At 36.3% G+C, this 14,837-nt stretch carries 16 protein-coding genes and 1 other annotated feature; of the genes, 15 read left to right on the top strand and 1 reads right to left on the bottom strand.

Annotation, left to right across the window (positions count from 1 at the left end; translation table 11 throughout):
* Positions 1–72 precede the first annotated feature (72 nt).
* Positions 73–317, top strand: a binding site (T-box leader).
* 57 nt (positions 318–374) lie between these two features.
* The 9 genes from hisZ to hisE all read left to right on the top strand — a co-directional run bounded on the left by hisZ (position 375) and on the right by hisE (position 7,010).
* A complete protein-coding gene (hisZ, locus tag C240_RS15755) occupies positions 375–1,583 on the top strand; it encodes an ATP phosphoribosyltransferase regulatory subunit (protein ID WP_271497791.1) in 1,209 nt (402 codons plus the stop codon).
* Positions 1,555–2,196: an ATP phosphoribosyltransferase gene (gene hisG, locus C240_RS15750; RefSeq protein WP_271497788.1), complete on the top strand. Its 642-nt coding sequence runs from the start codon at positions 1,555–1,557 to the stop codon at positions 2,194–2,196. The genes hisZ and hisG overlap by 29 nt, the downstream gene beginning before the upstream one ends.
* Positions 2,193–3,473, top strand: a complete 1,281-nt coding sequence (gene hisD / locus C240_RS15745; protein ID WP_271497783.1) for a histidinol dehydrogenase — start codon at positions 2,193–2,195, stop codon at positions 3,471–3,473. Before hisG ends, hisD begins: the two co-directional genes overlap by 4 nt.
* A gap of 242 nt (positions 3,474–3,715) precedes the next feature.
* Positions 3,716–4,300: an imidazoleglycerol-phosphate dehydratase HisB gene (hisB, locus tag C240_RS15740; protein ID WP_271497778.1), complete on the top strand. Its 585-nt coding sequence runs from the start codon at positions 3,716–3,718 to the stop codon at positions 4,298–4,300.
* Complete coding sequence (gene hisH / locus C240_RS15735) at positions 4,301–4,927, top strand: imidazole glycerol phosphate synthase subunit HisH (protein ID WP_271497775.1); 627 nt, start codon at positions 4,301–4,303, stop codon at positions 4,925–4,927.
* Positions 4,905–5,630: a 1-(5-phosphoribosyl)-5-[(5-phosphoribosylamino)methylideneamino]imidazole-4-carboxamide isomerase gene (gene hisA, locus C240_RS15730; RefSeq protein ID WP_271497771.1), complete on the top strand. Its 726-nt coding sequence runs from the start codon at positions 4,905–4,907 to the stop codon at positions 5,628–5,630. Before hisH ends, hisA begins: the two co-directional genes overlap by 23 nt.
* The gene (gene hisF, locus C240_RS15725; RefSeq protein ID WP_271497769.1) at positions 5,620–6,375 is read left to right on the top strand and encodes an imidazole glycerol phosphate synthase subunit HisF; all 756 of its coding nucleotides are present in this window, start codon (positions 5,620–5,622) and stop codon (positions 6,373–6,375) included. The genes hisA and hisF overlap by 11 nt, the downstream gene beginning before the upstream one ends.
* A complete protein-coding gene (hisI, locus tag C240_RS15720; RefSeq protein ID WP_271497766.1) occupies positions 6,372–6,677 on the top strand; it encodes a phosphoribosyl-AMP cyclohydrolase in 306 nt (101 codons plus the stop codon). Before hisF ends, hisI begins: the two co-directional genes overlap by 4 nt.
* A gap of 18 nt (positions 6,678–6,695) precedes the next feature.
* On the top strand, positions 6,696–7,010 hold the full coding sequence (gene hisE, locus C240_RS15715; protein WP_271497763.1) for a phosphoribosyl-ATP diphosphatase: 315 nt from the start codon (positions 6,696–6,698) through the stop codon (positions 7,008–7,010).
* A 597-nt stretch (positions 7,011–7,607) separates the two neighbouring features.
* Here the strand turns inward: hisE and C240_RS15710 are convergent.
* A complete protein-coding gene (locus C240_RS15710; protein WP_271497760.1) occupies positions 7,608–8,006 on the bottom strand; it encodes a DUF4828 domain-containing protein in 399 nt (132 codons plus the stop codon).
* Positions 8,007–8,238: 232 nt separating this feature from the next.
* Between C240_RS15710 and sfsA the strand changes: the two genes are divergently transcribed.
* The 6 genes from sfsA to C240_RS15680 all read left to right on the top strand — a co-directional run.
* Complete coding sequence (gene sfsA, locus C240_RS15705) at positions 8,239–8,976, top strand: DNA/RNA nuclease SfsA (protein WP_271497916.1); 738 nt, start codon at positions 8,239–8,241, stop codon at positions 8,974–8,976.
* Between the two features lie 8 nt (positions 8,977–8,984).
* The gene (locus tag C240_RS15700; protein WP_271497757.1) at positions 8,985–9,986 is read left to right on the top strand and encodes a Gfo/Idh/MocA family protein; all 1,002 of its coding nucleotides are present in this window, start codon (positions 8,985–8,987) and stop codon (positions 9,984–9,986) included.
* Positions 9,987–10,012: 26 nt separating this feature from the next.
* On the top strand, positions 10,013–11,278 hold the full coding sequence (locus tag C240_RS15695; protein WP_271497754.1) for a DEAD/DEAH box helicase: 1,266 nt from the start codon (positions 10,013–10,015) through the stop codon (positions 11,276–11,278).
* Between the two features lie 150 nt (positions 11,279–11,428).
* Positions 11,429–14,134, top strand: a complete 2,706-nt coding sequence (locus C240_RS15690) for a sigma 54-interacting transcriptional regulator (RefSeq protein WP_271497751.1) — start codon at positions 11,429–11,431, stop codon at positions 14,132–14,134.
* 148 nt (positions 14,135–14,282) lie between these two features.
* Positions 14,283–14,603, top strand: coding sequence for a PTS sugar transporter subunit IIB (locus tag C240_RS15685; protein WP_271497254.1), 321 nt, complete (start codon positions 14,283–14,285; stop codon positions 14,601–14,603).
* 34 nt (positions 14,604–14,637) lie between these two features.
* On the top strand, positions 14,638–14,837 hold a 200-nt coding region (locus C240_RS15680), incomplete at its 3' end, for a PTS lactose/cellobiose transporter subunit IIA (RefSeq protein ID WP_271497749.1).

Genomic DNA, 14,837 nt, shown 5'->3' with positions numbered 1-14,837 from the left:
TTATTTCATAAAAAACTATTGACTATCTTTAGGATTCGTGATAGATTGTTAAGAAATAAATGAGAATAAAATGAAAGAATGATGATCAGAATAGTAGACGATTGATTTCGTTTTAGAGAGTTTCCGGTTGCTGCAAGGAAATAGCGAACAATTGTTGAACACGCCTGTAAGTTATTTTTCTGAAGAATCTTAGTCTTTAGTAGGAAAAATCGGTGAGCTCGTTATCGCTTCTTAGTATCTATGACTAACAGAGGTTTTTACTGTGAGGTAAAAACAAATCTGAGGTGGGACCACGTGAAAAATTTCTCGTCCTCTTGGCTTATTTGCCAAGGGGACGTTTTTTTATTCAGTACAGTATTGAAGGAGGGGCAATAATGAAATGGAGTCGAAGTTTACCGATTGGAACAAAAGATAAGTTATTTCGTGAATCTAACGGTGCTTATCAGTTAGAAAAACAAGTGAATGATATTGTGAAAAAACGTGGTTATCAGCGAATCGATACGCCAGTGATTGAATTTGAAGATGTATTTTATAGTCAGGAAAAAAGTGAACTTTATCGATTTTTTGATAAAAAAGGACGACTCTTAGTTTTACGTCCAGATATGACTATGCCGATTGGTCGAGTAATCGCTACAACAGGGATTCAGCCGCCACTAAAATTATCGTATAGCGGAAAAGTTTTTCGTTCAAATGAAGATATGTTAGGTGAGCAAAATGAATTAACGCAAGCGGGAATTGAATTGATTGGCTATTCTTCGATCAAAGCGGAAATTGAATGCATTACATGTGCTGTGGAAATTTTAGAATCTTTAAATATACCAAATTATCACTTCGAATTGGGGCATGCAAAAATTTTCCGCTGTATTGTTTCTTCATTAAAATTGACAGAGATAGAAATCGCTGAGCTTCAAATTCATTTTAGTAACAAAAGTTTATCTGATTTAGCTCGATTTACCGAAAAACATCCAAGCGAGCTTGATGCGTTTATTTGTGCAATCCCTATGTTGTTTGGTGAAACAGATGCTGTACTTGTGAAAGCTAAACAATTGTTGCCGAAAGAGTCACAAATTATGCAAGTAATCTATGAATTGGAAGAACTTATTGAATTGATTCACAGCAGTCAGCCGGCTATTTCATTAACAGTTGATTTGGGCTTGGTTGCTTTAATGGATTATTATACTGGTGTTTTATTTAATGGTTATGCGGATTTAGTTGCTGATATCTTTTTACGAGGTGGACGTTACGATCATTTAGTAGAACAATTTGGACATTCCAGGGTTCCAGCAGTGGGTTTTGGGATTAATTTAGATATACTGATTGCTTTACAATATCAAATTGGGGTTTTAGCACCGCTGTATCAGCCGAAAACCTTAGTTCATTGTGCTTCTACTCAGGTAGCTTGGGCAGAAAATCTTCTAAAAGAAAATCCAGACTACCAATTGTCATTATTTGACACGTTGAAAGAAGCAATTGACTATGGAGAAAAATGGAAATATGAGCAAGTTATCGAAATAACTGACAATACAATTCGTACAATAAAGGTGGTGGCTAAAGATGACACAACTAACGATTGCATTAACTAAAGGGCGGTTAGAACGTCAAACAATAGCGTTATTTGAAAAAGCTGGAATTGATTTATCCTTTATGAAAGAGAAACAACGAAAATTAATTTTTAATAGTCCAGATAAGAAATTTACGTTTCTTTTAGTCAAAGCTGCTGATGTGACAACTTACGTCCGACATGGTGTTGCTGATTTAGGGATTGTAGGCAAAGATGTTTTACTGGAACATCCTTTGGGCTATTATGAAATGTTGGATTTGGGGATTGGTAAATGTAAATTCTCAGTGGCATCAACGAAAAACTATCAACCGGATGACTACAAACGCAAGCGTATTGCAACAAAATATCCGACGGTTGCTTCGGAACACTTTCGCCAAAAAGGTGAAGATGTTGAAATTATCAAAATTGAAGGTTCAGTTGAAATTGCCCCTGTTTTAGGCTTGGCAGATGCGATTGTTGATATTGTTGAAACGGGCACAACTTTAAAAGAAAATGGTTTAGAGATTTTTGAAGATATCTGTTCAATTTCTGCACGTGTGATTGTAAATAAAGCAGCATTAAAACGAAAACGAGAAGCAATTATCCAGTTGTTTCACACGTTAGAGCCAGTTTGCGAAGGAGGAAATGAAGTTTGAAATGGATTAAAGGAACGACTTCAGAGATTTTAGCAGTATTGAAAAAGGAACAAAAACATACGCAAGAAGATAACAGCCAAGTAGAAGAACAAGTTCGTTCAATCATTCAACAGGTCATTTTAACTGGGGATCAAGCGTTGAAAGAATATTCAAGTATTTTTGATCAAGTAGAGTTAGGAACATTAAGTGTTTCTAAAGAAAGCATTGATTCTGCTTATGAACGTGTCGAAAAAGAAGTGATAACAGCACTGGAAGCAGCCAAAGAAAACATTATTAGTTATCATAAGAAGCAAAAACAATATGATTTCATGGATACTGAAAAAACTGGTGTATTAAGAGGTCAACTAGTATTACCGCTAAATCGAGTTGGTGTTTATGTTCCCGGCGGTACGGCTGCTTATCCTTCGTCAGTTCTGATGAATGTTTTGCCAGCTAAAATTGCAGGTGTAGCAGAAATTATTATGGTCACTCCGCCTTCAAAAGAAGGAATTCCTGATGTGATTTTGGCGGCGGCAAAAATTGCTGGTGTAGATAAAGTTTTTCAAATCGGCGGTGCTCAAGCTATTGCTGCACTAGCATACGGAACAGAAAGCATACCGAAAATCGATAAAATTGTAGGTCCCGGAAATATTTATGTAGCAACGGCTAAGAAGCAAGTATTTGGCACAGTCGGGATTGATATGATTGCAGGACCGTCAGAAATTGGAATTTTAGCTGATGACACAGCAAATCCAGTTTATATTGCTGCCGATTTGTTATCGCAAGCAGAACATGATACGCTTGCTAGAGCTATTTTAGTCACTAATTCGATGACGCTGGCTAAACAAGTGGAAAAAGAAATCCAGCAACAATTACTTACGTTACCAAGAAAAAAAATCGCTGAATTCGCTATTGAACATCATGGACAACTAATTATTGTAGAATCAATTGAAGATATGTTTACAGTGATGAATGAAATTGCACCAGAACACTTAGAAGTGCAGTTAGCTGATCCGATTAGTTATTTACACAAGATAAAAAATGCGGGATCAATCTTTTTAGGCGCTTATACATCGGAACCCGTGGGGGACTATTTTTCAGGAACAAACCATGTACTACCGACAAGTGGAACGGCAAAATTCTATTCACCGTTAGGAGTGTATGATTTTGTGAAATATAGCCAAGTTACGTATTATACTAAAGAAGCTTTGGCAGATGCAAAAGATGCGATTGCTTTGCTGGCACGAAAAGAAGGTTTAGAAGGACATGCACGAGCGGTTGAATATCGCTTTAAATGATTTTAAGAATTTATTGGTTTGAGAAAGTTGAAATTTGATTTGTATCTAAAAATGTTATCATGTTTTCTTACTTTTCATCAATGTTAAACGGTTCATTCAGCTTTTAACCTATCTAGCTTCATGAACCAACATCTCGGCAAAAAGATAAAACCTGACTAAGGTAAAAAGCACCTTAGTCATATTTTCCTATTTTTCATCAAAGTTAAACGGTTCATTCAGCTTTTAAATCAAGGAGGTATTCCATGAGAATTGCTACATTATCAAGAGAAACTGCAGAAACAAAGATTGTTTTAAAGCTTAATTTAGATCAGCAAGAGCCTGTGGATATTCAAACGGGTGTTGGATTTTTCGATCATATGTTGATTCTTTTTGCTCGTCACAGTCGTATTTCATTAGAAGTGAAAGTAGATGGTGATTTAGATGTAGATAGTCATCATACAGTAGAAGATGTGGGGATTGTTTTAGGACAATGTATTCGAGAAGCGTTAGGCGATAAGGCTGGGATTAATCGTTATGGTACGAGTTTTGTACCGATGGACGAATCGTTGGGAATGGCTTCTCTGGATTTAAGCGGTCGCTCATATTTGGTGTTTGATGCGGTATTTGATAATCCTAAATTAGGTGCATTTGATACAGAATTGACGGAAGAATTTTTTCAAGCATTGGCATTTAATACGCAAATGAATCTTCATCTGAAAATACTACATGGAAAAAATACACATCATAAAATAGAAGCACTGTTTAAAGCTGTTGGTCGGGCATTGCGTGAAGCGATTACTGAAAATCCGGAAATTCAAGGCGTAAATTCAACGAAAGGAATTTTATAAATGATTATTATCATTGATTATGATACTGGCAATACACGCAATGTTCAGAAAGCTTTAGATTTTGTTGGTCTAGAAAATAAAATCTCTGCCGATCCTGAGGAAATAATTTCTGCTGATGGCTTGATCTTGCCTGGTGTGGGCGCATATTCTTTGGCGATGAAAGAATTAAAAGAACGAAATCTAGTCACTGTAATTCAAGAAGCCGCAAAAAAAGGGACACCTATTTTAGGTGTTTGTCTGGGAATGCAACTACTTTTAGAAGGTAGTATGGAAAACGGATTTACAGAAGGATTAGGTTTAATTGAAGGTATTTGCGAAAAATTGCCTGATGACACAGCGTATCCTGTTCCTCATATGGGCTGGAATGAATTAGTTGTAGCTAATGAAACGCTTCTAACCCGAAATATGGAGAAACAGTTTGTTTATTTCGTTCATTCGTATTATGTAGACTGTGAGCCCGATGTGATTGATGCTTGGTCACAATATTCAATTAAAATACCCGCGATGATCTCACATGGACATGTGTATGGTACACAATTTCATCCGGAAAAAAGCAGTGAAGCTGGACTCGAAATTTTAAAAGGATTTAAGGAGGTTGTCGAAAATGTACGTTTTACCAGCAATTGATATTCGTGAAGGAAATGCGGTTCGTTTAGTTCAAGGAGATTTTTTACAAAAAACAATTGTCAACAAAGAGCCAATTATACAAGCACAAGAATTTAAAGATGCAGGGATCCAAATGATCCATGTGGTAGACTTAGACGGAGCATTGGTAGGAAAAGCGGCAAACGCTCCATTGATTGAAGCTATGAAAAAAAATACAGGCTTAAAAATCGAAGTTGGTGGCGGGATTCGATCATTAGAACAAATTGATAGCTATATAGATCTAGGTATTGACCGGATTATTATCGGATCAGCGGCTTTAAAAGATCCTGATTTAGTTAAACAATCAGTCAAAAAATACGGTGAAAAAATTGCTGTAGGAATTGATGCAAAAAATGGAAAAGTTGCTATTAGTGGTTGGTTGGATGTGAGTGAGACTGATTTTCTGCAATTAGCTCAAGAAATGGCAGCAATCGGAGTTAAAACGATTATTTACACTGATATTGCGAAAGATGGGACATTAACAGGACCGACATTTGCAGACTATGAAAAGCTGATCCAAACACTACCTGATGTGGCAATAATTGCTTCAGGAGGAGTGAGCAGTAAAGAAGATCTTTTGAAACTAGCAAAAATTGGCGTAGCTGGAACGATTTTGGGTAAAGCTTTTTACAATGGGTTAATTACGATAGCAGATATGCTGGAGGTAGAAACCGATGTTGACTAAACGGATTATACCTTGTCTAGATGTTACGGATGGCCGTGTGGTAAAAGGGATCAATTTCGTTGATTTGAAGGATGTTGGGGACCCGGTTAAAGTTGCGCGAGCTTATAATGAACAAGGAGCGGACGAAATAGTTTTTTTAGATATAACTGCAACAAGTGATGAGCGTGAAACAATGATTGATGTTATCGAACGCACAGCGGCGGAAGTTTTTATCCCATTAACAGTAGGCGGTGGTATCCGTTCTATTGAAGATATGAAAAAAATGCTGCAGGCAGGAGCCGATAAAATTTCACTCAATTCGGCAGCGATTCAACAGCCGGAATTAATTCAAACAGGTGCGGAAAAATTTGGTTCACAGTGTATTGTTATTGCGATTGATGCTAAAAAGCAAGCCGATTCTTGGCATGTTTTTGTTAAAGGTGGACGTGAAGATACAGGTTTGGATGTCATTGAATGGGCAAAAAAAGCAGTTGCTTTAGGTGCAGGTGAGATTTTGTTAACGAGTATGGATGCGGATGGGACAAAAAGTGGCTATGATTTAGCGTTGAACCAAGCTGTATGTAATGCAGTTAATGTACCTGTCATTGCATCTGGTGGCTGCGGCAGTTCAGCTGACATTATAGAGGTATTTGAAGAAACCAACGTTTCGGCAGCACTAGCAGCAAGTATTTTCCACTATGGTGAAGTGAAAATACCAGATTTAAAGCAAGAATTAGCCAAAAATGGTGTGGAGGTACGTCAATGAAACCCGATTTTTCTAAAGGCTTAGTACCAGCAATCATTATAGATGAGGCAACTAATGAAGTATTGATGTTGGCTTACATGAACGAAGAAAGTTATAGTAAAACGTTAGAAACAGGATTGACTTGGTTCTATTCCCGTTCTCGCCAAGGTTTATGGAATAAAGGTGAAACAAGCGGACATACGCAAAAAGTCATTAGCATCACAACAGATTGCGATCAAGATACACTTTTAATTAAAGTAGAACAAACGGGACCTGCGTGTCACACTGGTGCCAGAAGCTGTTTTTATAATGTTATTCTTTAAAAAGGAAGGCGAACGCTGATGATTGAACAACTTTATACAGAAATAATTGCTCGTAAAAACGACCCTAAAATCGGTTCTTATACAAACTATCTTTTTGAACAAGGCCTAGATAAAATTCTCAAAAAAGTAGGCGAAGAAGCAACTGAAGTTATTATTGCTGCAAAAAATGATGATTCTGAAGAACTGATTTATGAAACTTCAGATTTAATTTATCATATGCTAGTTTTGTTAGCAGAAAAAGAAGTTACTTTAGATGAAATCACAGAAGAGTTGAAAAAACGTGAAGGAAAATTAAGTAAAACAGAAGACAGAAAGCAAATTGAAGAATTATAAAACCATAAAAATGACTTGATTGGGACACATATCTCTCAGTGATATCTATGTCAGTGAAAATTCAAATAAACGGTGGGTGCAGAAGCAACTACCCCACTTCTTTCCGATCACAACAATGTGAGTGGGACAAAACTAAAGATCCGTTTTGTTTCACTCACTAGAACCGAATAAACGGCGAGAAAAAAAGCAGCTACTGCACTTCGTTCCGATCACAACAATTTCTAAGAGCTAAAGCTCTAAGAATTGAATGCTTCGGAAATAAGCCGAAATTGCTATGAAACATAGTGAGGTACGAACTGATGTAGAATAGTACCTACTTGGTTCAAAAATTTGAAGAGCACCGAGTAGGTACCAGTCATCATCCATTCGCAAGCTCATGGTGATTCTTGGCAATTTTCGTGAATCCCTTCTTATTGCTGTAAAACACAACGAGAACCGAGTTGATGTTGCACAGTACCTACCCGGTTCTCGGAGCTAAACGCTTTTGTATCAGCCTCTTGAAGGCTGCGACAATTTAATAAAACCCGCGCAATGCGTTTTATCATTGCGCGGGTACTCAAGTCTAAACGACTTTTATTATAATCTCGTCATAAAATATTAATTTTCAGTTATGCTTTGTGAAGCGTCAGTTGCTTCTAAAACATAAGTTGCATCATCTGCTTCGTCATACAATGAAGCAGGTTTTTTGTTGATACATTGAATAATTAAATGATAGCCATACTCATCTTGAATAACTAAGCGTTTCGTGGTTAATTCCACTAGTTTATAACTTAATTCTCTGCCATCTATTAAGATCTGCAAATGTTCATCGATGTTTAAAGTATGTTGAGTAGCTTTTTGCTTATTAACGAACCACCAACTACCAAAATAGCTTTTATATAAACTCGGAATATCGGGTTCAAGTTGTTGCTTTTCCTGTTGCTTTTTCAAAAATAACGAACCAGCAATACCTGTGATAAGTGAGGCGCCTAAAAATAATGACCAATGTTTTTTCATAGTATCAATCCCCTCCAAAACCATAATAGCATGAAACCGAAAAACAAACTATTTGAAATGTCTTTCCTATAAAAAACTTAATGAAATAACGATTTTTTCATCATTTATCTTAGTTTTAAGACCTTTTGTAAAAGAAAATTAGTGAATTATTTTTAGTTATTCTATTCTAAAAGTTAGACGGTGCTTTTTCACCTAAAATATGGTATTGTTTTGAGGAAAGGGTGTTACAATGATTACATATCCAAATGTGCAGCTTGCACGTTTTATTCATAGGCCAAATCGATTTATTGCAGAATGCAGGCTTCAAGCAACAGGTGAAATGGTAACGGTTCACGTGAAAAATACTGGTCGTTGCAAAGAACTTTTTTTTCCAGAAGTAGAAGTTGCTTTATCTTATCAGCCATCGCCAAAAAGAAAAACGGATTATGATTTAATATCTGTCAAAAAGGGTGATGCGTGGTTTAATATTGATAGTCAAGTGCCCAATGCCTTAGCTAGTCAAGCAATAGCTGATGGAACCATCATTTTACCCGGACTGAAAGGTGAAATTGTGTCTGTTAAACGAGAAAAGCGCTTTGCAAAATCTCAATTTGACATTCTTGTCGAAATAGATACAGGTACTCAAGCCTTTGTGGAAGTTAAAGGAATGACGCTGGAAAATCACAGAATCGGCGCATTTCCTGATGCACCAACACTTAGAGGTCTGAAACATGTGACTGAATTGATTCAAGCCATGGAAGAAGGATATCAAAGTTATGTGTTATTTGTCGTTCAGTTTGAACAAGTCGACGCAGCAACGATTCATACCGTGATGCAGCCGGCTTTAGCAGAAACAATTTTATTAGGTCAAAAGCAAGGCTTAAGTGTCATTGCTTACAATTGTAGCGTAACTCCTGCTACAATAGAAATTGAACATCAGGTACCATTTGATGTCAGAAAAACGTTTGAAGATCCCAATCAAGAAAGGTGAGGTTAAATATGATTCACTTAGGTATTATTGGAACAAACTGGATTAGTCATCAATTTGTCAAAGCTGCACTCGAAACAAAACGTTACGATTTAGCAGCTGTTTATTCACGGAAGTTGGAGACAGCGCAACAATTTGGGAAAGAATATGGCGATGTAGAATATGCTACGGATTTAAAGACATTTTTCTCAATCGCTCATATGGACACAATATATATTGCTTCACCTAATTCACTGCATTTCGAGCAAGCGAAGCAAGCTATTTTAGCAAAGAAAAATGTGATCGTTGAAAAACCAGCGTTTTCTACGCCGGAAGAGATGGCAGAGATTATTGAGTTAGCCAATCAACAAAAAGTGTTCTTTTTTGAAGCAGCACGTAACATTCATGAAAAAAGTTTCAAAAAAATTGCTGATTTGTTGCCGTTAAAAAATCAAATTATCGGGGCGAATTTTACGTATATGAAGTATTCTTCTCGCTACGATCAAGTTCTTGATGGACAAGAACCAAATATTTTTTCACCTCATTTTTCAGGTGGAGCCATCATGGATTTAGGCGTTTACTTAGTTTATGCTGCAGTTGGCTGGTTTGGATTACCCAATGAAAGTCATTATTTTGCAAGAAAATTACCGACAGAGGTTGACGGAATTGGAACCGCGATTTTACGTTATGATTTGTTTGACGTTACGTTACAAACAGGAAAAAATGCAGATGCTTTCTTAGATTCTGAAATTTACTTTGATGGCGGCACATTGATTTTAGATAGTGTCAATGCCATTTCTCGTGCAGAATACCATGATCGTAATCACCAAGAAACGGACGTTATTGATATCACTGTAGAAGAAAATCCAATGATCGAAGAAGCGCATGATTTTGCTGATATTCTTGAAAATCCTAATGATAAAACGTTGGGCGTTCAATATGAAGAATGGGTAGAATTATCACGTAATGTCAATAAAGTACTGACAGCTTTAAGAAAAAGTGCTGGAATCGTATTTGATGCCGATCAGAAATAAATTGCTTTATTATAGAAAGGAACCTTATGTCATTTATTAAATATTTTCCGGAAGCTTGGCAAGAACATTGGCAAGCTTCTGGTTTTAGCGAGCCATCAATTATTCAGGAAAAGAGCTTCCTGCCTTTGAAAGAAAAATCTAATGTTCTGGGCATTTCGCCAACTGGATCAGGTAAAACACTGGCTTACGTTCTGCCTTTGTTATTGAATGTAGAAAAAGATCAGAACTGCCAGTTATTAATTTTAGCTCCTTCACAAGAATTAGCTATGCAAATTAGCCAAGTTGTCCGTGATTGGGCAACATTTCTTCAGTTAAAAACTCAAACATTGATTGGCGGAGCTAATGTCAGCCGTCAAGTTGAAAAATTAAAAAAGAAACCAGAAATTTTAGTTGGAACGCCGGGACGCGTTTTAGAATTGATTAAAACCAAAAAAATTAAAAGTCATTTACTTCAAACGATTGTTATGGATGAAGTCGATCAACTTTTTGATGAAAAAGAGTTAAACTTAACGAAACAAATTCTAACTAGTGCACCTAAAGAATTCCAACTAGTTTTTTACTCAGCTACAGCTGATCGAGTGGTCGAAGAAGCACGAAAACTAACAGATTCATTAACAGTTATTGATGTTACTGACGAAGATCAGTCACAAGGCGATGTTCAACATTATTTTATGACGTTATCACCAAGAAAAAAAAGCGATTATCTTAGAAGTTTGTCTTATACAAGTGATTTTCGCGCAATGGTTTTTTTCAATCAAGTAGCTGAACTAGGAAATGTAGAAGAAAAATTAGCTTATGAGGGAGTTCCAGTGGTTGGTTTAGCTTCCGATCAAAATAAAACGTTGCGTAAATTAGCAATTGATCAATTTTCTAAAAAAAATGCAGTGTTGTTGTTAACTACGGACATAGCAGCGCGAGGATTGGATTTTGAATCTATCCCATTTGTTGTTAATGCCGATGTTCCATTAACAGAAGAAAGCTATATTCACCGAGCCGGAAGAGTAGGACGAATGGGCGCTAAAGGTGCTGTGATTACTTTTATCAATGATGCAACTAAAAGGGATTATCAACGCTTAATGAAAAAAGTTGAGCTTCCTGCAAAAGAAGTATTTTTGTATGATGGAGCTGTTCAACTAACGAGAAAAGAAAAACCTAAGATAGAAGAAAAGACAATAAGTGCTGGTAAATCAGTCAACAAAGAACAAATTTTCCATAAATCAGCTAAACCTAAAAAACGTTCCAAGGATAATAAAAATAAAGGTGCTAGACGTAAAACATCTGGTCATGAATAGTGATAATACTATTGGCTAATTATCTATAGTTAGATTCGTTTTTCACAAAGAAATAAAATTTTATGAGGCAAGCAAACCTCAATCATTTTTTCTTATTTTTCAGTTGGCGCTGGACGATCCTATTTCGTTTTTATATTAAGGAGGCTATCCATGAAATCTAGAAAAGACGAGATTTTAGCAGTTATAGAAGCAAAAAAACAAGGAATGACCGCAGCAGAAGTAGCTGCCGAATTAGCCATCGATCGTAGTAATGCAAGTCGTTATTTAAGTGAGTTATTTAAAGAACACAGAATCGCTAAAAGTGATGGACGACCAGTTGTGTATTCGATTGTGGCGGAAGAACAATTTCATGTTGATCATTCAAGTGAAGTGACTTTTGACAACTTAGTTGGCGCTCACGATTCCTTAAAAGTCAGCATCCAACAAGCCAAAGCGGCGATCTTATACCCACCGCGCGGCTTACATACAATTATCTTTGGTGAAACTGGGACGGGTAAATCACTTTTCGCAGAGTGTATGTATCATTTTGCCGTAGACTCTAAAACACTGACACAGGATGCACCCTTTGTATCGTTTAACTGTGCAGATTATGCTCAAAATCCACAATTACTTTTCGGTCATATCTTCGGTGTGAAAAAAGGCGCCTATACTGGTGCGACAGAAGATAGTCCTGGTTTGATGTCAAAAGCAGACGGTGGTATTCTCTTTCTTGACGAAATTCACCGCTTACCACCTGAAGGTCAGGAAATGTTATTTACATTTATTGATAAAGGAACGTATCGTCCTTTGGGAGAAAGCAATCAAACTTACGAGGCTTCTGTGCAAATTATTGGTGCTACAACTGAATCTTCGGAAAATTTTTTAACAACCTTTAACCGTCGAATTCCTATGGCAATTACGCTGCCGTCCTTAGATGCCCGCTCATTAGATGAGCGTTATGATATTATATCTCTATTTATTAAACAAGAAGCCAACCGATTGAATCAGCGGATTGATATTAAAAGAGAAGCGATTTTAGCTTTCATGCTTTATGACGCAGAAGGCAATATCGGACAAGTTAAACGAGATTTAAAACTTGTTTGTGCAAAATCATTTTTACATTATCGTACACATAATGAATCAAGTTTAGTCATTCGAAAACGTGATTTACCGCTACAAGTTCAAAAAGGCTTGCTAAAAATCAAAGAAGTTTCTGATCGTTTGGATCGGTTCGTTGATAGTAAAAGTAATTATTTATCATTTGAACCAGGAACAAATGAAGTTGTCTGGTCACAAGATCCGGCTAGAGATATGCAAGTCTATAACGAAATCGAAGAACAAGTAGCGAAACTGTCGCCAAATGAACTTGAAAACGTTAATTTAGAACAATTAATTTCCAGTGATATGGATGCTTATTTCCAAACCTATGTTGACGAGTTAACACAAAATCCAGTTCATAAAGAATTATTGCCGGAACCAATTTGGAAGCTGACAAATAAATTATATGATATTGCCGAAAAACGTTTAGAACGTAGTTACAATGAGAAAGCTCGTTTTGCTTTTGCTCTGCATCTACAAAGTACGATTGATCGTGTAAAAGAAGGTCATGTCATTATCCATCCTAATCTAAACAATGTCCGCAAGAACATGAAAAAAGAATTCCAAGTAGCGATGGATTTGTCTACTATTATCGAAGAAGAAAACAATATTGAAATTCCGTTTGATGAAATAGGTTTTATCAGTATGTTTTTATCCATTAATGTTGGAAATAAAGAAAAGGTTCATGCAAATAATGTTGGTGTTGTCGTTTTGATGCACGGAGATTCTACGGCTTCAAGTATGCTAAAAACAGCTCAAGAGCTTTTGGGAACGGAAACGGGTGTAGCGATGAATATGCCGTTAACTATGGAAGTTCAAGTGATGTATGAGCAATTGAAAAGTTTTGTCTTAAACCATCGAGAGCAATTGGTCAATGGTATGTTGCTACTAACAGATATGGGTTCCTTAAATTCCTTTGGTAATTTGATTTTTGAAGAAACTGGTATTCGTACAAAAGCAATCACAATGACCAGTACAATGATTGTTTTAGAAGCAATTAGAATGGCAAGTGTTGGTCGCAGCTTGGAAGATATTTATCAAAATATCCAAATGTCCTTTGAAAGCATCATCAGAGAACAATTCCGTACAAGCCCTCAAAATCGCGATGAAGTTAAAAAAGCCGTTGTTGTCACTTGTTTTACTGGAGAAGGTGTGGCTGCCAAGCTTTACCAACGAATTTTGCCTGTAATTGACGAAAACAAAGTCGAAATTATCCAAATGCAATTCTTAGAGCGAGAAGCATTTAAAAAACATATTGACAGTTTAATGGAAGAATATGAAGTTAAAGCAATTGCGGGAACTGTGGATGTAGAATATCAAAATATTCCATTCTTTTCAGCATACGATATATTTGATGATGAAAAATTAAATGTATTAAAACGTATTGCTGGAGATGAAGTACCAACGGAAAAAATTGTGAAATCATTAGGTAGTACAATCACCGCAGTTGATTCGCTTCAAAAATTAATCGTGACTTTACAAAAAACAGTCCATCAAATTCAAACCGATATGCATATTATTGTAGAACCGGGTGTTGATGCGGGAATTGTAATCCATCTAGCGTTTTTAATCGATGCCATATTGAAAGGTGAAAAGCCCAAAGAATTTGAACAGCTTGCTGATTTTATGCAAAAGAATCGATTAGAAACAAAAGTTGTGGGAACAAATTTAATGGGGATTGAAAAAGCTTACCGACTATCATTTTCAGAGTCAGATGTTGCTTACCTAACACAAATGTTTTTAGAAAATAAAATCAAAACCGAATATACACATAAATAACTAGTGTGTAGCAGTAAAATTAGTGTGTAGTCAAAAAGAGTATAGACCAAAACCTTGATAACTAAGGTTTTGATCTATATTTTTTTTGGCACGGTTCTTGCTTTATATAAAAGTGTAAATACAACAAAACATAGAAGGAGTGGCAATAATGGCTAAAAAAACAATTATGTTAGTATGTTCAGCAGGAATGAGCACAAGCTTATTAGTAACAAAAATGCAAAAAGCAGCAGAAGATCGTGGGATGGAAGCTGATATCTTTGCAGTATCTGCATCAGATGCCGATAACAACTTAGAAGCCAAAGATGTAAACGTATTACTTTTAGGCCCGCAAGTTCGTTTTATGAAAGCACAATTCGAACAAAAATTAGCACCAAAAGGAATTCCATTCGATGTAATTAATATGTCAGACTACGGCATGATGAATGGTGAAAAAGTATTAGATCAAGCAATCGCATTGATGGGTAACTAATTAAAAATAAAAAATGGATGGAGCATTAACTATTATGGAAGATCAACAAAACTTAGAAGCAGTTATGGGATTAATTATGTACGGAGGAAATGCAAAGAGCGATGCAATGGAAGCGATCGCAGCAGCCAAAGCTGGTAACTTTGAATTAGCAGATCAAAAAATTGCTGATGCAGAAGAATCACTAGTTCAAGCACATCATTCTCAAACAGGAATGCTAACACAAGAAGCACAAGG

Source organism: Enterococcus sp. 5H, assembly GCF_028128615.1.
GTDB lineage: Bacteria > Bacillota > Bacilli > Lactobacillales > Enterococcaceae > Enterococcus_L.
Note: the sequence above shows the minus strand (reverse complement) of the source record. Positions and strands in the feature narration are given on the sequence as shown.

Excerpts from the sequence above, each read along its gene's own strand:
- hisE (WP_271497763.1), top strand. The coding sequence starts at position 6,696 with ATGATTGAACAACTTTATACAGAAATAATTGCTCGTAAAAACGACCCT.
- C240_RS15685 (WP_271497254.1), top strand. The coding sequence starts at position 14,283 with ATGGCTAAAAAAACAATTATGTTAGTATGTTCAGCAGGAATGAGCACA.
- hisG (WP_271497788.1), top strand. The coding sequence starts at position 1,555 with ATGACACAACTAACGATTGCATTAACTAAAGGGCGGTTAGAACGTCAA.
- hisZ (WP_271497791.1), top strand. The coding sequence starts at position 375 with ATGAAATGGAGTCGAAGTTTACCGATTGGAACAAAAGATAAGTTATTT.
- C240_RS15690 (WP_271497751.1), top strand. The coding sequence starts at position 11,429 with ATGAAATCTAGAAAAGACGAGATTTTAGCAGTTATAGAAGCAAAAAAA.
- C240_RS15695 (WP_271497754.1), top strand. The coding sequence starts at position 10,013 with ATGTCATTTATTAAATATTTTCCGGAAGCTTGGCAAGAACATTGGCAA.
- hisF (WP_271497769.1), top strand. The coding sequence starts at position 5,620 with ATGTTGACTAAACGGATTATACCTTGTCTAGATGTTACGGATGGCCGT.
- C240_RS15700 (WP_271497757.1), top strand. The coding sequence starts at position 8,985 with ATGATTCACTTAGGTATTATTGGAACAAACTGGATTAGTCATCAATTT.
- C240_RS15710 (WP_271497760.1), bottom strand. The coding sequence starts at position 8,006 with ATGAAAAAACATTGGTCATTATTTTTAGGCGCCTCACTTATCACAGGT.
- hisH (WP_271497775.1), top strand. The coding sequence starts at position 4,301 with ATGATTATTATCATTGATTATGATACTGGCAATACACGCAATGTTCAG.
- hisB (WP_271497778.1), top strand. The coding sequence starts at position 3,716 with ATGAGAATTGCTACATTATCAAGAGAAACTGCAGAAACAAAGATTGTT.
- hisI (WP_271497766.1), top strand. The coding sequence starts at position 6,372 with ATGAAACCCGATTTTTCTAAAGGCTTAGTACCAGCAATCATTATAGAT.
- hisA (WP_271497771.1), top strand. The coding sequence starts at position 4,905 with ATGTACGTTTTACCAGCAATTGATATTCGTGAAGGAAATGCGGTTCGT.